16 protein-coding genes are annotated in these 15,585 nt (G+C 70.5%); 10 read left to right on the top strand and 6 right to left on the bottom strand.

Annotated features, from left to right (window positions below):
• Positions 1-10 precede the first annotated feature (10 nt).
• On the bottom strand, positions 11-757 hold the full coding sequence (locus ABT008_RS06040; protein ID WP_350694011.1) for a pyrimidine reductase family protein: 747 nt from the start codon (positions 755-757) through the stop codon (positions 11-13).
• Positions 758-907: 150 nt separating this feature from the next.
• Between ABT008_RS06040 and ABT008_RS06045 the strand changes: the two genes are divergently transcribed.
• From ABT008_RS06045 to ABT008_RS06070, 6 genes are all read left to right on the top strand, one after another.
• Positions 908-1,453, top strand: a complete 546-nt coding sequence (locus tag ABT008_RS06045) for a plasmid pRiA4b ORF-3 family protein (protein ID WP_350694013.1) — start codon at positions 908-910, stop codon at positions 1,451-1,453.
• A gap of 268 nt (positions 1,454-1,721) precedes the next feature.
• Positions 1,722-3,008, top strand: coding sequence for an ABC transporter substrate-binding protein (locus ABT008_RS06050; protein WP_350694015.1), 1,287 nt, complete (start codon positions 1,722-1,724; stop codon positions 3,006-3,008).
• Positions 3,009-3,128: 120 nt separating this feature from the next.
• Positions 3,129-4,094, top strand: a complete 966-nt coding sequence (locus ABT008_RS06055) for a carbohydrate ABC transporter permease (RefSeq protein WP_350694016.1) — start codon at positions 3,129-3,131, stop codon at positions 4,092-4,094.
• Between the two features lie 10 nt (positions 4,095-4,104).
• A complete protein-coding gene (locus ABT008_RS06060; RefSeq protein ID WP_350694018.1) occupies positions 4,105-4,947 on the top strand; it encodes a carbohydrate ABC transporter permease in 843 nt (280 codons plus the stop codon).
• Positions 4,944-6,377, top strand: a complete 1,434-nt coding sequence (locus ABT008_RS06065) for a GH1 family beta-glucosidase (RefSeq protein ID WP_350694020.1) — start codon at positions 4,944-4,946, stop codon at positions 6,375-6,377. Before ABT008_RS06060 ends, ABT008_RS06065 begins: the two co-directional genes overlap by 4 nt.
• Positions 6,378-6,458: 81 nt before the next feature.
• Positions 6,459-7,505, top strand: a complete 1,047-nt coding sequence (locus ABT008_RS06070) for a LacI family DNA-binding transcriptional regulator (protein ID WP_350694022.1) — start codon at positions 6,459-6,461, stop codon at positions 7,503-7,505.
• Positions 7,506-8,181: 676 nt separating this feature from the next.
• Here ABT008_RS06070 and ABT008_RS06075 read toward each other — a convergent pair.
• Together ABT008_RS06075 and ABT008_RS06080 are read right to left on the bottom strand one after the other, a co-directional pair.
• Positions 8,182-9,402: an acyl-CoA dehydrogenase family protein gene (locus ABT008_RS06075; RefSeq protein ID WP_350694023.1), complete on the bottom strand. Its 1,221-nt coding sequence runs from the start codon at positions 9,400-9,402 to the stop codon at positions 8,182-8,184.
• Positions 9,402-10,466: a phosphotransferase family protein gene (locus tag ABT008_RS06080; protein WP_350694025.1), complete on the bottom strand. Its 1,065-nt coding sequence runs from the start codon at positions 10,464-10,466 to the stop codon at positions 9,402-9,404. Before ABT008_RS06080 ends, ABT008_RS06075 begins: the two co-directional genes overlap by 1 nt.
• 146 nt (positions 10,467-10,612) lie before the next feature.
• Here ABT008_RS06080 and ABT008_RS06085 point away from each other — a divergent pair, with 146 nt between their 5' ends.
• Both ABT008_RS06085 and ABT008_RS06090 read left to right on the top strand, forming a co-directional pair.
• Positions 10,613-11,314, top strand: coding sequence for an ACT domain-containing protein (locus tag ABT008_RS06085; protein ID WP_350694026.1), 702 nt, complete (start codon positions 10,613-10,615; stop codon positions 11,312-11,314).
• 111 nt (positions 11,315-11,425) lie between these two features.
• The gene (locus tag ABT008_RS06090; RefSeq protein ID WP_350694028.1) at positions 11,426-12,487 is read left to right on the top strand and encodes a GNAT family N-acetyltransferase; all 1,062 of its coding nucleotides are present in this window, start codon (positions 11,426-11,428) and stop codon (positions 12,485-12,487) included.
• Positions 12,488-12,884: 397 nt separating this feature from the next.
• On the opposite strand, the gene ABT008_RS06095 is transcribed toward ABT008_RS06090, so the two are convergent.
• The 3 genes from ABT008_RS06095 to ABT008_RS06105 all read right to left on the bottom strand — a co-directional run bounded on the left by ABT008_RS06095 (position 12,885) and on the right by ABT008_RS06105 (position 14,347).
• Positions 12,885-13,070 carry a DUF397 domain-containing protein gene (locus tag ABT008_RS06095; RefSeq protein ID WP_350694104.1) on the bottom strand — a complete coding sequence of 62 codons (186 nt, stop codon included), beginning with the start codon at positions 13,068-13,070 and terminating at the stop codon, positions 12,885-12,887.
• 348 nt (positions 13,071-13,418) lie between these two features.
• The gene (locus ABT008_RS06100; protein WP_350694030.1) at positions 13,419-13,613 is read right to left on the bottom strand and encodes a DUF397 domain-containing protein; all 195 of its coding nucleotides are present in this window, start codon (positions 13,611-13,613) and stop codon (positions 13,419-13,421) included.
• Complete coding sequence (locus ABT008_RS06105) at positions 13,601-14,347, bottom strand: Scr1 family TA system antitoxin-like transcriptional regulator (RefSeq protein WP_350694032.1); 747 nt, start codon at positions 14,345-14,347, stop codon at positions 13,601-13,603. The genes ABT008_RS06100 and ABT008_RS06105 overlap by 13 nt, the downstream gene beginning before the upstream one ends.
• A gap of 476 nt (positions 14,348-14,823) precedes the next feature.
• On the opposite strand from ABT008_RS06105, the gene ABT008_RS06110 reads away from it, so the two are divergent.
• Both ABT008_RS06110 and ABT008_RS06115 read left to right on the top strand, forming a co-directional pair.
• Positions 14,824-15,039 (top strand): hypothetical protein, encoded by a 216-nt coding sequence (locus ABT008_RS06110; RefSeq protein WP_350694034.1) that lies wholly within the window; start codon positions 14,824-14,826, stop codon positions 15,037-15,039.
• A 25-nt stretch (positions 15,040-15,064) separates the two neighbouring features.
• Positions 15,065-15,349 carry a hypothetical protein gene (locus tag ABT008_RS06115; protein ID WP_350694036.1) on the top strand — a complete coding sequence of 95 codons (285 nt, stop codon included), beginning with the start codon at positions 15,065-15,067 and terminating at the stop codon, positions 15,347-15,349.
• Positions 15,350-15,585 lie beyond the last annotated feature (236 nt).

Consider the following 15,585-nt stretch of genomic DNA (forward strand, 5'->3'; position numbering starts at 1 on the left):
GCCGACCGGGTCAGCCTCTGGCGTAGCGCAGCAGCAGGGTGCCGTCGGCGGCGTGCAGGACGTGCCGCAGCGGCAGGTGACGCGCCGGACTCGGGTCACCGGCGGTGATCCGGCCGGCGCCCGCACCGGCGAGCAGCGGGGCGACCGACAGGCAGACCTCGTCGACCAGGTCGTCGGCGGTGAGCGCGCCGAACAGGTGCGGGCCGCCCTCGCAGAGCACCTGGTCGAGGCCGCGCCGACGCATCTCGGCGAGGCCGGCGACGAGGTCGACCCGGTCGTCGCCGCAGCGCACCACGTCGGCCACGGTGGACAGCCGGGACGGCGGGGCGGCGCCGGAGCGGGTGAGCACCACGGGGCGTACCGGGGCGTCGGCGAATGCGGCCTGGGCCGGGTCGAGCCGTCCGCTGCCGGAGACCACCACCAGGGTCGGGTACTCGGCCAGCCCGTGCGCCCGCCGCCAGGCACGACGCGGCTCGTCGAGCCGGATCGCCCGGTAGCCCTCGTGGCGCAGCGTGCCGGCGGCCACCAGCAGCGCGTCGCAGAGCATCCGGAGCAGCCCGAAGACCCGCTTGTCGGGTTCGCCGGAGAGCCCGGCGGAGTAGTCGTCGAGGCTGACCGCGCCGTCGACGCTGGTCACGAAGTTCATCCGCAGGTGCGGTCGGTCGGCACGTCGGTAGAGCGCGATGAGCGCGTCGTCGTCGACCGGCCCGGGTGCCGGGTCGGGCCAGAGTGCGCGAATCGGAAGTCCGACGCTCATTCGCCGGCCGGACCGGTGACCGGAGGGGTGGGTCGAGGGGTACGGTGCTGGCAGTCGCACCAGTTCCGGCCCGGACAGTCGTCGTGCCGCCGTGTCCGGCACGCTCGGCAGATCATGCTGGCAGCCTATGCCGAGGAAGGATGACGCAGCATGCCACGTCAGATCTTCGCGCTGCGGATGTCCCTGTCCGGGCTGCGTCCCACGATCTGGCGTCGGGTCCTGGTGCCCGGTGGGTACACGCTCGACCGGGTTCACCGGGTGGTACAGCACACGATGGGGTGGCGCGACTGCCACCTGCACTCGTTCGAGATCGACGGGGTGCAGTACGGCGAACCCGACCCCGACGGCGAGTTGAGCGTGCACGACGAGTTGGACGTACGGCTGGACGCGGCGGTGGGCAAGGGCAGCCGGTTCCACTACACGTACGACTTCGGCGACTGGTGGGAGCACGACCTGGTGGTGGAGGACGCCTTCGCCGCCGACCCGGACGAGCGCTATCCGACCTGCCTGGACGGGGAGCGCGCCGGCCCGCCGGAGGACGTCGGCGGCCCGCAGGGCTATCTGCTGCTGCTCGCCGCACTGAGCGATCCCGGCCACCGGGAGCACCGGGCGATGCGGGAATGGGTGGGTCCCGGATTCGACCCGGAGGCGTTCGACGCAGGTAGGGTCAGCACGCTGCTGCGCCGACTCTGCTGATTCGTTACTCAGCGATCACGTTGAGCTGCCCCGCGGTCCGCATTGGAGCGCGGGGTAAACGTTTTCGCGGTAACGATCTGGGAACGCTCCCAGCGGGCTATTGACACTCCGGATACCTCCCGGCAATCTCATGGGAGCGTTCCCAAGATGGCGTGGATCACAGTCCCGCCCCGAGCGCCCGAACCCGACTGACCAGGTCGGGGCCGGTTGGCGCTGCGGCACCCCCCACCACACATAAACCAGCCTCACCACTGAAAGAGGGGTCAGGATGAGCCTCACCACGCGGCGTACCCGCCTGGCGGCAGGCGCGCTGGCGGCGGTCACCGCTGTCGGCGGTCTCGCGGCCTGCGGTAGCGACGACAGCAACACCGGCGAGGGCGGCAAGCCCGCCAAGCTGGTCGTCGACACCTTCGGCGAGATGGGCTACGACGAGCTCGTCAAGCAGTACGAGCAGCAGAGCGGCATCAAGATCGAGCTGCGGAAGACCGCGCAGCTCGGCGAGTACCGGCCGAAGCTGGTCCGGTACCTGGCCACCGGCAAGGGCGCGGCGGACGTCACCGCGCTGGAGGAGGGCATCCTCAACGAGTTCAAGGCCAACCCGCGCAACTGGGTCGACCTGACCCCGCTGGTCGAGGACCACTCCAAGGAGTACCTGCCGTGGAAGTGGGAGCTGGGCAAGGCTCCCGACGGGCGCCTGATCGGCCTGCCGACCGACGTCGGCAGCCTCGCGGTCTGCTACCGCAAGGACCTGTTCCAGGCGGCCGGCCTGCCCACCGAGCGTGACCAGGTGTCGGCGCTCTGGCCGGACTGGAACGGCTTCCACCAGGCCGGTAAGAAGTACAAGGACGCGACCGGCAAGGCGTTCATCGACTCGATCACCGCGGTCTCGAACGGTGTGCTGTTCCAGCAGGGCAGCGACCTGTTCTACGACAAGGAGAACAACATCATCGCGGACAAGAGCCCCGCGGTGAAGGCCGCGTGGGACACCGCGACCTCGATGTCGGACATCTCCGCCAAGGCGGCGACCTGGTCGCCGGAGTGGTCGGGCGGCTTCAAGCAGGGCACCTTCGCGGCGACCTTCTGCCCGTCCTGGATGCTGGGCATCGTCGCGGACAACTCCGGCGAGGCCAACAAGGGCAAGTGGGACGTGGCGGCCGTGCCGGGCGGCGGCGGCAACTGGGGCGGCTCGTGGCTGGCCGTGCCGGAGCAGAGCGCGCACCAGAAGGAGGCGGCGAAGCTCGCCGAGTTCCTGACCAACGCCACCAGCCAGGTCGAGGCCTTCAAGCTCAAGGGCCCGCTGCCGACCAACCTGGAGGCGCTGAAGAACGAGGCGTTCCTCAGCTACACCAACGAGTACTTCAGCGACGCGCCGACCGGCAAGATCTTCGGTGAGAGCGTCGCCAAGATCGAGCCGGTCCACCTCGGCCCGAAGCACCAGGCGGTCAAGGAGAACGCGCTCGAGCCGGCTCTGCGGTCGTTCGAGAACGGGCAGGCCAACAAGGACAAGGCCTGGGAGCAGTTCGTGAAGGACGCCGCCATCCAGGGCGCCTTCTGACAGTGATTTCCCACCGGTGGCGTCCGGGGACTACCCCGGGCGCCACCGGTCGGTCCCCGTCTGGGTTGCACCCTGCGCGCGGGCCCCCCTCGGAAGGGCTCTCGCCGGGAAAGGAAAATCATGAGCCTCTCGGCCACGACGGCCCCCCCGTCGAACGTCACACCACCGGGCTCCGAGCCCCCGCGTCGTCGCGGGCACCTGCTCAACCGCCTGGATCTGAAGTACTCCCCGTACCTCTACATCGCGCCGTTCTTCCTGATCTTCGGCATCTTCGGGTTGTACCCGATGCTGCGTACCGCCTGGATGTCCCTGCACGACTGGGACATGATCGGCGACCAGACGTTCATCGGGCTCGACAACTACGCCGCCCTGATCAAGGACGACTACTTCTGGAACGCGCTCTACAACACGTTCGGCATCTTCGCGCTGTCGACCATCCCGCAGTTGCTGCTCGCGCTCTTCCTGGCGAACCTGCTCAACAGCACCCTGCTGCGCGCCAAGACCTTCTTCCGGCTGGCGATCTTCATCCCGAACGTGGTCTCGGTGGCCGCCGTCGCGATCGTCTTCGGCATGCTGTTCCAGCGGGAGTTCGGCCTCATCAACTGGCTGCTCAGCTTCGTCGGCGTCGACAACATCGACTGGGACGGCCAGCGGTGGAGCTCCTGGACCGCGATCGCGACCATGGTCAACTGGCGCTGGGTCGGTTACAACACGCTGATCCTGCTCGCCGGGATGCAGGCCATCCCGAAGGACCTCTACGAGGCGGCCTCGATCGACGGCGCCGGCCCGTGGCGGCAGTTCTGGCAGATCACCGTGCCCATGGTCCGGCCCACCCTGATCTTCGTGATCATCCTCTCCACGATCGGCGGCATGCAGCTCTTCACCGAGCCGCTGCTCTTCGCCAACGGCAGCATCCTCGGCGGTAACCAGCGGGAGTTCCAGACCCTGGCGATGTACATGTACGAGAAGGGCATCGAGAACCTCAACACCGCCGGCTACGGCGCCGCCGTCGCCTGGGCGATCTTCCTGATCATCGCGTTGATGTCGCTGCTCAACTTCCTACTCGTCCGCCGTTCGGCCAAGTGAGGAGAGAGCTGTGACCTCCGCTTCCCGGCGCCTGTGGCGCACCAGTCCGCTGACCTACATGGCGCTCGTCCTGGCGGCGCTGCTGTCGATCTACCCGTTCTACTACATGATCGTGATCGGGACCCGCACCCTGGACTCGATCAACGACGTACCGCCGCCGCTCACCCCGGGCGGTGCCTTCGGTGACAACTTCGGGCGCGTCCTCGACAACGACGCGGCCAACTTCCTCACCGGTCTGATGAACTCGATCATCGTCTCCTCGGTGGTGACCCTGTCGGTGGTCCTCACCGGTTCGCTGGCCGGCTTCGCCTTCGCGAAGCTGCGCTTCCGGGGCCGCAACATCCTGCTGCTGATGATCGTCATCACCATGATGATCCCGACCCAGCTCGGCATCATCCCGCTCTGGGGCATGATGCAGGAACTGAAGTGGTACGGCACGCTCTACGCCGTCACCGTGCCGTTCCTGGTCAGCGCGTTCGGCGTGTTCATGATGCGGCAGTACGCCAGCCAGGCGATCTCCGACGAACTGATCGAGGCCGGTCGGGTCGACGGTGCCAGCACGTTCCGGATCTACTGGAACATCGTGCTGCCCGCGCTGCGCCCGGCGGCGGCCGTCCTCGGTCTGCTGACCTTCATGGAGACGTGGAACTCCTTCCTCTGGCCGTACGCGATCCTCACCCCGGAGAACCCGACCCTCCAGGTCTCGCTCTCCTTCCTCTCGTACGCCTACTACACCGACTACTCCCAGGTCTTCGCCGCAACGGCGGTCGGCACCCTGCCACTGGTCCTGGTCTTCATCCTGTTCGGCCGCCAGATCATCGGCGGCATCATGGAAGGTGCTGTCAAGTCGTGAGCAACCCCGCCATCCCACCCGCGGTGGGTGTCCTCGACGAACGCGCGCCGTTGACCTTCCCGTCCGACTTCCTCTGGGGCGCGGCCACCGCCGCCTACCAGATCGAGGGCGCGGCGAGCGAGGGTGGCCGTACCCCGTCGATCTGGGACACCTTCAGCCACACCGAGGGCCGGACGGTCGCCGGGCACACCGGCGACGTCGCCTGCGACCACTACCACCGGCTCGGTGACGACGTTCGCCTGATGGCCGAGTTGGGGTTGAAGTCGTACCGGTTCTCGGTGTCGTGGCCGCGGGTGCAGCCGGGCGGCACGGGCCCGGCCAACGCCGAGGGGTTGGACTTCTACCAGCGGCTGGTCGACGAGCTGCTGGCCAACGGCATCGAGCCGTGGCTCACCCTCTATCACTGGGACCTGCCCCAGGAGCTGGAGGACGCCGGTGGCTGGCCGGCCCGCGACACGGCCGCCCGGTTCGCCGACTACGCGCAGCTCATGGCGGGTGCGTTGGGCGACCGGGTGAAGTACTGGACGACGCTCAATGAGCCGTGGTGCTCGGCGTTCCTCGGCTATGGCTCGGGCGTGCACGCGCCCGGCCGCCAGAACGGTGCGGACGCGGTCCGGGCCGGGCACCACCTGATGCTCGGCCACGGGCTCGCCGTCCAGGCGCTGCGCGCGGCCATCCCGAGCGCCCAGCTCGGCGTGACCGTCAACCTGTACCCGGTGACCCCGGCCAGCAACACGCCCGGGGACCTGGACGCGGCCCGGCGCATCGACGGGCTGGCCAACCGGTTCTTCCTGGACCCGATCCTGCGTGGGTCGTACCCGGAGGACCTGGTCGCGGACCTGGCGAAGGTGACCGACTTCGGGCACGTCCACGACGGTGACCTGGAGATCATTTCCAGCCCGCTGGACGTGGTCGGCATCAACTACTACAGCCGGCACGTGGTGGCCGCGCCGGTGCCCGGGGAAGACCCGGAGGAGTACTGGCGGGCCCCGTCGACCTGGCCGGGCAGCGAGAACGTCCGGTTCGTCACCCGGGGCTACCCGGTCACCGACATGAACTGGGAGATCGATGCTCCCGGCCTGGTCGAGACCCTGCGCCGGGTGCACGAGGAGTACACCGACCTGCCGCTCTACGTCACCGAGAACGGCTCGGCCTTCGTCGACGCGGTGATCGACGGCCAGGTCGACGACGCCGACCGGCTGGCGTACTTCGACGCCCACCTGCGCGCCTCGCACGAGGCGATCAGCGCCGGCGTGCCCCTGCGGGGATACTTCGCCTGGTCGCTGTTGGATAATTTCGAATGGGCCTGGGGTTATACCAAGCGGTTCGGAATGATCTACGTCGACTACGACAGCCAGACTCGTATCCCCAAGTCCAGCGCCAGGTGGTACGCGGAGGTGATCCGACGCAACGGTCTGGCCGCACAATAAGGCGACGGCCAGCCAGTAACGGGTGGCCCGGCACCGACGCTGAACCAGGTGCCGGGTCCGCCCATGTCGGAGGAGCAGACGATGACAACGCAGCGCACCCGGTCGCTCGGGCGCCCGACCCTCGACGCGGTCGCCGCCCGCGCCGGAGTCGGCCGCGGGACGGTCTCCCGCGTGGTCAACGGCTCCCCCCAGGTGAGTCCCGAGGCCCGCGCCGCCGTGCAGCAGGCCATCGCCGAGCTGGGGTACGTGCCGAACCGGGCGGCCCGCGCCCTGGTGACCCAACGCACCGACTCGGTGGCCCTGGTGGTCAGCGAATCCGGTGAGCGCATCTTCGCCGAGCCGTTCTTCGCCGGCATCGTGCGCGGGATCAGCTCGGTCCTGCTGGAGACGCCGTTGCAGCTCTGGCTGGCGATGGCCCAGTCGCCGCTGGAGCGGGAACGGGTCGAGCACCACCTGACCAACCAGCACGTGGACGGGGTGTTGCTGCTGTCGCTGCACGACTCCGACCCGCTGCCCACCCTTCTGGAGGAGCGGGGCCTGCCCACCGTGCTGGGCGGACGCCCGGCGCGGATGCTGCACCCCGAGGCCCAGCCCGCCTCCTTCGTCGACGTGGACAACGCCGGTGGCGCGCGGCAGGCCGTGGAGTACCTCGCCGCCCGGGGACGACGCCGGATCGCCACCATCGCGGGCCCGCAGGACATGGGCGCCGGCCTGGCCCGGCTCGCTGGCTACCGGGACGCGGTCCGCACCGCCGGCTTCGGCGTCAACCCCGACCTGATCGGGTACGGCGACTTCAGCGAGGAGAGCGGGTCGACCGCGATGCGGCAACTGCTGGACCGCTGCCCCGACCTGGACGCGGTTTTCGTCGCCGCCGACCTGATGGCCTTCGGCGCCATGCGGACGCTGCGCGAGACCGGCCGCCGCGTACCGGAGGACGTGGCCGTGATCGGCTTCGACGACGCACCCATCGCCCGACAGGCCAACCCGCCGCTCACCTCGGTGTTCCAGCCCGTCGACGAGATGGGCCGGCAGATGGCCCGCCTGCTGGTGGCCCGCATCCGCGGCGACGAGATCCCCGACCCGCACATCGTCCTGGACACCCAACTCGTCGAGCGCGCCACCGCCTGACGCACACCCCAGAGCCTGCCTGTGCCTGATGACCAGCGGCCGGGTGGGTGCACGACAACTGAGAGCGTGGTCGGCAGCGAGTGCGTGAAGCGGACCCTTCCGGGCGGAGGCCGCCGCGACACGCTCACCGGCAGTGAGCCCGCCGGCCGCTCGATCGCCCAGATCGCCGGTCGGGAACTCAGGAAGAACCGAGGCCGTGACCTACCCCTGCTTCGGGCACTGTCGAGCTGAACCGTTTTCGCTATCACCTCCCGGCCTGCCGCTACCGAACCGCGCTCCCGCTTGACCTCATCGCTGGCCGCAGCCGGTTGACCTTGCCCCGTTCCTCTACACCGCTTGGCCCCTTTCGGCCGGCCCCGCCGAATGGGCCGCCGTTGGTGCTCGATGCCGAATGGGCCGCCGTTGGTGCTCGATGCCGGACGAGCCGCCGCTGGCTGCTCGCTGCCGAGTGGGCTATCGGTGATCCGTCTCTGCTCTCAGCTCGACAGGCGCCGGGGTGGCAGTACTGCTCGGTCAGGGTGCTGCCGCCGCACGGCGCATGGCGGCCGGTCGGAACAGGGCCGGCGACGGCGGGCCGGCCGACGGTAGGCCCAGGGTGATGCTGCGTGGAGCGACGCTAGGCCGGGGTGACGGCGCGTCGAGCGACGGTCGGCCGAGGGACGGTGGGGGCGGCGTGTCAGGTGGGGCGGGTCCAGCGGCGTAGTTCGCGTCTGGCGAGGCTGGCGCGGTGCACCTCGTCGGGGCCGTCGGCGAGGCGGAGCGTACGGGCGTGGGTCCAGAGTGCGGCCAGGGGAGTGTCCTGGCTGACGCCGGCTGCGCCGTACGTCTGGATCGCCTTGTCGATCACCCACTCGGCCATCGCCGGGGTAGCGATCTTGATGGCCTGGATCTCGGTGTGCGCGCCCTTGTTGCCGACGGTGTCCATCAGCCAGGCGGTCTTGAGCACCAGCAGGCGGGCCTGCTCGATGCGGACCCGGGACTCGGCGATCCACTCCCGCACCACGCCCTGCTCGGCCAGGGGGCGGCCGAACGCGACCCGGTCGGCGGCCCGACGGCAGAGCAGCTCCAGGGCCCGTTCGGCCATGCCGATCAGGCGCATGCAGTGGTGGATGCGGCCGGGGCCGAGCCGGGCCTGGGCGATGGCGAACCCGGTGCCCTCGGCGCCCACGAGATTCTCCGCCGGGACTCGTACGCCGTCGAAGTCGATCTCGGCGTGACCACCGTGCGGGGCGTCGCTGAAGCCGAAGACGGTCATCCCCCGGCGGACCGTGACCCCGGGGGTGTCCCGGGGGACCAGGATCATGCTCTGCTGCTGGTGTCGGTCGGCGTCCGGGTCGGTCTTGCCCATCACGATGAAGATCTCGCAGGCCGGGTCCATCGCCCCGGACGACCACCACTTGCGGCCGTCGATCACGTAGTGGTCGCCGTCGCGGCGGATGGCGGTGGCGATGTTCGTCGCGTCGGAGGAGGCGACGTCGGGTTCGGTCATGCAGAACGCCGAGCGGATCTCGCCGGCCAGCAGCGGGCCGAGCCACCGTTCCTGCTGGGCGGGGGAGCCGAACTCGGCGAGCAGTTCCATGTTGCCGGTGTCCGGCGCGGCGCAGTTGAGCGACTCCGGGGCCAGGTGCGGGCTGCGGCCGGTCAACTCGGCCAGCGGCGCGTACTGGAGGTTGGTCAGCCCGGCACCGTGGCGCGGATCGGGGAGGAAGAGGTTCCACAGGCCACGCCGACGGGCCTCGTCGGTCAACCGCGCCAGCACCGGCGGCCGGGCCCACGGGTCACCGGCAGCGGCCACCTCGGCGGCGTACACGGCCTCGGCCGGGTAGACGTGGTCGGTCAGGAACTCGGTCAGCTCTCCGCGCAACTGCTCGGTGCGGTCGTCGTACCCGAAGTGCATCATGCCTCCCTGAGCGTGGCCAGTCCGTGGGCGACCAGCGGCGCGACCATGCCGCCGATGGTGTCGAAACCCTCGCCGAGGGTCTGCCCGAGGGTGTGCCGGTAGTGGATGCCCTCGCAGATCACCGCGAGTTTGAAACAGCCCAGTGCCACGTGCCAGTCGAGCGGGCCGACGTCGACGTCGCTGCGGGCGGCGTACCGGTCGATCAGCTCCGCGCCGGTCGGGAACCCGGCGCGCGGGCCGAGCCCGTCGGCGACCGGGTTGTCGACGGTGGCGACGCCGCCGCCCAGGACGTCCCAGTACGTCAACAGCAGCCCGAGATCGGCCAGCGGGTCGCCGAGCGTGGCCATCTCCCAGTCCAGCACCGCGGTCACGCTCATCGATCCGGCCGCCGGGTCGACTGCGGCGAGCAGGTTGTCCAGCCGGTAGTCGCCGTGCACGATCCGGCCCGTACCGGTGCTGTCGGGGACCGTGGCGGCGAGCCGGTCGCGCAGCTCGTCGATGTCGGGCAGCGGTCGGCTGCGGGACCGGTCGAGCTGCCCGGCCCAGCGGCGTACCTGCCGGGCCAGGTAGCCGTCGGGGCGACCGAAGTCGGCCAGGCCGACCGCCGCCGGGTCGACGGTGTGCAGCGTGGCGAGGGTGTCCATCATCGCCATGGCCAGGTCGTGCCGCTGCCCCGCGCCGAGCCGGTCGGTCTGTTCGCGACTCCGGTACACCTCGCCGGGAACGCGCTCCATCAGATAGAACGGCGCGCCGAGCACGTCCGGGTCGGCGCAGAGCAGCAGGGCGCGGGGGACCGGCACGTCGGTGGCGGCCAGCGCCGAGATCACCCGGAACTCGCGGGTCATGTCGTGCGCGGTGGCCAGCACATGCCCGAGCGGTGGTCGCCGGAGCACCAGGTCACGATCGCCGGCGTGGACCAGGTAGGTGAGGTTCGACCGCCCACCGGCGATCAGGTCGGCGCGCAGCGGTGCCCCGGTCGACTCGGGTCGATGCGTCGCGAGGTACGCGCCGAGGCGGTCCAGGTCCAGACCGGCGGGGGAACGGGCAGCCGGATCGGTCATTCGGACAGTTGATGGCAGCCCCGACGGGTTGTCAAGGTCAGGTTTTGCCCAGGGGACATGCCGCAGCAACAGGGACGAAATGGTCAACTGCCAAGCTCTGGGTCAGCCTGCCGGCATTGTGCCGGCCCGCCGAGCGGAGGGTTCAGATGTTGCTGCGCGTACGGGTCACCCTGCCGGACCGTCCGGGCACGCTCGGCCAGGTGGCCCGCACCCTCGGTGTCTCGGGCGCGGACATCGTCCAGGTGGTCGTCCTGGAACGGCTCGGCGGACGGGCGGTCGACGACTTCACCGTGGTCTGGCCGGGCGCCGCCCGGGTGGAACGGTTGCTGGCCGGCCTGGCCGCGATCCCGGGCGTACGCGTCGACGGGGTGTGGCGGGCCATCGGCGCGCCCACCACCACCGGGCAGGACGCCGAGTTGCTGGCCCAGGTCGCCGCCAACCCGGCCGACGGGCTGGCCACCCTGGTCGACGCGGTACCCGGGCTGCTCGCCGCCGAGTGGTCCGTGGCCGCGGTCGTACCGGTCGACTGGGCCTCCCGCACCGGAGGCGGCGGGGCGACGGTCGGGCACGCGAGCTGGCGTACGCCGGTGTCGCCCCGGCTGCCGGAGGTGACCCCGCTGCGGGCCCGGTCGATGACGATGCCCGACGGCAGTCACTTCGCGGTCGCGCCGTTCGGTCGCGCCGGGCTGGTCCTGGTGGTCTCCCGCGAGCACAACGAGACGCTGACCCCGGCCGCCTTCCACAGCACCGAGGTCGACCGGCTCGCCCAACTGGTCCGGGCCAGCGCGGTCATCCTCGGCGACCGGCTCGACCTGGTCGGCTCCCCGGCCGTCACCGCCAACCCGTGACCGGCCGCGACCTGGTGTGACGCAGACCGCAGGGCCCGTGGCAGCCGGACACGGTGGGGCAACCGGCCCGCAACAGCCGCAGGCCAGGGTGACAGGTGAAAGGAGGCGACCATGACGCTGTGGCGGATCCGGGCCACCGTGGACGACCGGCCGGGCTACCTGTCGGTGCTCACGGCGAGCCTCGCGCTGCGTGGAGTCAACATCCTCACCGTGCAGGTGCACACCACCGAACGTGGCGCCGTCGACGACTTCCTCGTGGACGCGCCGGACACCCTCGACGAGGCGGGTCTGATCGCCGCCGTGGAACGGGGCCGGGGCCGGGACTGCTGGGTGGCGCGCAGTGAGGCGCGTGGCCTGGCGGACCAGCCGACCCGGGTACTCGGGCTGGCCACCCGGCTGGTCCACGACCCGGACGCGACCGGCGAGGTGCTGCGCGCCCTGCTCGGCGCGGACGAGGTGACCTGGCGTCCGGCGCTCGCCGTGACGCGCGCCGGAGTCGACGAGGCGACGATGCTGCTGGCCGACCCCAACGGCGGCTCCTACCTGCTGCGCCGGGTCGCGCCGAGCTTCACCCCCGCCGAGTACGCCCGCGCCCAGGCCCTGCTGGAGTTGGGCGCCACCGCGGCCCGCCGCACCGCCGAGCAGGTCACCGTGGTCCTGCCGGACGGCGCCGAGCTGACCGTACGCCCCGCCGTCGCCGACGACCTGGCGGCCGTGACCGAACTGCACGAGGCGTGCTCGGCGGACACCCGCCAACGCCGCTACCTGGGCGGGGCCTGCCTGCCCACCCCGGCCCGCCTGCGTCAGCTCCTGGAGCCGGCGCGCGGGCAGACCCTGATCGCCGTGACGACCGGCTCCGACGGGGCGGCGGAGTCGGTCGTCGCGATGGCTAACCTGCTCGCCGAGGGCGACGAGGCCGAACTGGCCCTGCTGGTCCGGGACGACTGGCAGCGGCGCGGCCTCGGCTCGACCCTGCTGCGCCGGTTGACCCGGCAGGCCGAGTCCGCCGGGTACGCGGCAATGGTGCTGCACATCCAGGCGGACAACACCCCCATGCTGCGTACCCTGCGTCGGCTGGCCCGACCCACCACCGCCGAACGCGACGGCTCCCTGCTCACCATGACCGTGCCCCTCGGGGCCGAGGTGTCGGCGGCGACGGAACGCGCCGGCTGACACCACAGACGACCGACCTCCGGTGCGGAGGACGGTGAGGTGGGCGGGACTCCCGGTGCGGGAGCCCCGCCCACCGCCCTTCTCCACCCCTCGCGCTGTGCCGCGTCGCGTGCTGTGTCGCGTCGCCTGCTCTGCCGTGTCGCGCGCCTTGCCGCGTCGCGTGCTTTGCCGTGTCGCGTGCTTTGCCGTGTCGCGCGCCTTGCCGTGTCGCGCGCCTTGCCGCGTCGATCATGGAGTTGTGGTGCCCGTTGGCTGATGAAACGCCCCTGTTTGCCGATGCCACAACTCCATGATCGGCGGGGACTGTGGCTGACGGGGCTGTCGGGGCGGCTGCTGGGGACGGTGAGAGCGCCCGGCCCCGGTGGGGCGAGCGCTCTCGGATGTCCGGAGTGGTTGGTCAGGCTTGTTTGGCGAGTTGAGAGACGAACGCCTGCCACGCGGTCGGGGCGAACGCCAGCGTCCCGCCGTCACGGTCCTTGGTGTCGCGGACGAGGACGGTGCGGGGAAGGTTGTCCGCCACTTCGACGCAGGATCCGCCGTTGTTGCCGCTCTTGCTGCTCTTGTGCCACCGTGCGCCGGTCAGGTCCATGATGCTGCCGCTTTCCTGATGACATCGAGGGATTAAGAGCGAGAACGAGCCTCGCTTCTGATGCGTTCCATCTGCGATTCAGCGTAGCGACCTCAGCCGCCGCCCCGATGAGCTGCGCAGGCGCCTGTCGCCGCATCGTGTGCTGTGCCATGTCACGTGATTTGCCGTGTCGATCATGGAGTTGTGGTGCCCGTTGGCTGATGAAACGCCCCTGTTTGTCGATGCCACAACTCCATGATCGGCGGGGACTGTGGCTGACGGGGCTGTCGGGGCGGCTGCTGGGGACGGTGAGAGCGCCCGGTCCCGGTGGGGGCAGCGCTCTCGGATGTCCGGAGTGGTCGATCAGGCGCGCTTGGTGAGTTCGGCGACGAACGCCTGCCAAGCGGTGGGATCGAAGGCCAAGGCGGGACCGCCCGGGTCCTTGGAGTCCCGGACGCCGACGATGCCCGGCAAGTTGTCGGTGACTTCCACGCAGTTCCCGCCGTTGGAACTGCTACGAGTGCTTGTGCGCCAGTGGGCGCCGGTCAGGTCAGCCATGCCCGCGCTCTCAGAAACTCGATGGACTGGTCGCGCGGAAGCGCCACCGACCTCACGGTATCCCAGACGGCCCAGAGTGGAGCAACGTCATTGGTGATCCGTCCCTGGGCCTGATCGTCCAGGTATCCGACGTCGTCTCCGTCCGCGGTCGTGGCGATCACGAACGGCCCGGCCTGGCCCGGATGTAGACCGGCCGTCAGTGGAACGATGTGCACCATGACGTTCGGCCGCTGCGCCATGGCGATCAGGTGGTCGAGTTGAGGTCCCATGACCTCCGGTGCGCCCCGGCGTAACGCGGCTTCGTCGATCACGAAGACCGCCAGCGGCGGTCGAGGCCGGTCGAACACCGCTGCCTGCCGCTCCATCCTGAGTGCGACGAGGCTTTCGGTGTCGGCCATCAGAGGCCCGGAGGCGAGCACGGCCCGCGCGTATTCCTCGGTTTGAAGAAGCCCCGGAATCACCGACGACTCGTAACAGCGGAGTCCGGTCGCTTCCCGCTCGATCTGCGTCCACGGCAGGAACCACGCGGGCTCCTTACGTCGCAGTGCGTCCGGCCAGAGGTCCTCCATGTCCCGCCGCAGGATTTCTGCCACGCGGGCACGATGACGCATCTGCGGAACGCGTCCCTGACTGACCCACCGCGCAGCGGTCTTCGGGTCTACCCCAACCTGAGCTGCGAGACTGTCGGCAGTCTCCCCAGCCGCTGCCATCGCAAGCTGAACGGCCCGATTCATCCCCTGCTCCAAACACATCGTCCGGAATGTCTGCGGTACAGACTCCTACGCGGTGTAACTGCCCCGCAACCCTTGGCAAGGTCTTGTTCAGATGGCGCGTTCGGTGGAGGTCAATCCCCCTGACCCGGCGGGCGCGTTCGTCCCGGGGGTCGCCGCCGGGCGAGCATCCGCGGCGACCCCCGGTCCACCGAGGCGACGAGGAGGCTCCCGTGTCCACACCCAGACCGACGAACGACGTCCCGCCGTCGCGCTGGTCCACGCCCACCGTTCCGGCGGGGGAGGCGTCGATCCGGCCGACGGGGGAGAGGTCCGTCGGCGACCGGGCCGGGCAGCCGTCGTCCACAGGGGCGGCGGGAGCACCGGCGCTCTGTACGGGCGCGGCTTCGGCTGCTGCGGCCACCGGCGAATATCCGCCTGCTCCGTCGTGTGCCGCAGTGCTCGGAGGGGAGGCGTCGGGCACCGTGGCGGTGGGGGACGTGATCCGTGTGCCGGAGGGGGCGTACCTGCCCGGGGCGGGAGAGTTGCTGCTCTACGTGGCCGAGGTGATCGGCCGGGCGCAGCAGGCGGACGGCCACGTGTGGGCTGAGGTGAGCGGGCACGCGGTGCAGAAGGACGGGTCGCTCCAGGTCCGTCGCCGGTACGCCCGGGTACGGGTGGACCAGGCCGTGGTCGTACCGCGTCGTGCCTGGTGAGCGGCGTCGGCCGGACGGTACGCCGGTGGTCGCGCCCGGTGTGTACCTGCTGACCCGCGACGCGAGTCCGCAGTTTCGCACGCCGATCGCGGTGCGGGTCGTTCGCGAGCAGGTCGACTGGCATCCGCCGTACGGCTGGACCTGGATTCAGTGTTACCAGCTCGACCGGTACGGGGACGCGGTCGAGACGCGGCACCTGTTCGTGATGCCCGACGAGCTGCGGCGACTCGTGCTCACCCCATCCCCGCACACCCGACCACACCGCCCCGATCGTGCGGTGCGACTGTCTATCTTGGACAGTTTCCGTTAGCTCCTAACGGAAACTGTCCAAAATTGCCGCCGCCGCCGCAGCACGGGCTGCCGACGGCCCGCCGGCACCGCGCTGCCGCAGCCGCCGCCGGTCCCGCGCTGCGCCTGGTCCCGCGCTGCGCTTGGTCCCGCGCTGCGCTTGGTCCCGCGCTGCGCTTGGTCCCGCGCTGCGCTTGGTCCCGCGCTGCGCTTGGTCCCGCGCTGCGCTTGGTCCCGCGCTGCGCTTGGTCCCGCGCG

This window comes from Micromonospora sp. NPDC002389 (assembly GCF_040296095.1).
Lineage (GTDB): Bacteria > Actinomycetota > Actinomycetes > Mycobacteriales > Micromonosporaceae > Micromonospora.

Bases quoted from the DNA above. Each gene is read 5' to 3' on its own strand.
- ABT008_RS06040 (WP_350694011.1), bottom strand. From the start codon at position 757: ATGAGCGTCGGACTTCCGATTCGCGCACTCTGGCCCGACCCGGCACCC.
- ABT008_RS06045 (WP_350694013.1), top strand. From the start codon at position 908: ATGCCACGTCAGATCTTCGCGCTGCGGATGTCCCTGTCCGGGCTGCGT.
- ABT008_RS06050 (WP_350694015.1), top strand. From the start codon at position 1,722: ATGAGCCTCACCACGCGGCGTACCCGCCTGGCGGCAGGCGCGCTGGCG.
- ABT008_RS06055 (WP_350694016.1), top strand. From the start codon at position 3,129: ATGAGCCTCTCGGCCACGACGGCCCCCCCGTCGAACGTCACACCACCG.
- ABT008_RS06070 (WP_350694022.1), top strand. From the start codon at position 6,459: ATGACAACGCAGCGCACCCGGTCGCTCGGGCGCCCGACCCTCGACGCG.
- ABT008_RS06075 (WP_350694023.1), bottom strand. From the start codon at position 9,402: ATGCACTTCGGGTACGACGACCGCACCGAGCAGTTGCGCGGAGAGCTG.
- ABT008_RS06080 (WP_350694025.1), bottom strand. From the start codon at position 10,466: ATGACCGATCCGGCTGCCCGTTCCCCCGCCGGTCTGGACCTGGACCGC.
- ABT008_RS06085 (WP_350694026.1), top strand. From the start codon at position 10,613: ATGTTGCTGCGCGTACGGGTCACCCTGCCGGACCGTCCGGGCACGCTC.
- ABT008_RS06090 (WP_350694028.1), top strand. From the start codon at position 11,426: ATGACGCTGTGGCGGATCCGGGCCACCGTGGACGACCGGCCGGGCTAC.
- ABT008_RS06100 (WP_350694030.1), bottom strand. From the start codon at position 13,613: ATGGCTGACCTGACCGGCGCCCACTGGCGCACAAGCACTCGTAGCAGT.
- ABT008_RS06105 (WP_350694032.1), bottom strand. From the start codon at position 14,347: ATGAATCGGGCCGTTCAGCTTGCGATGGCAGCGGCTGGGGAGACTGCC.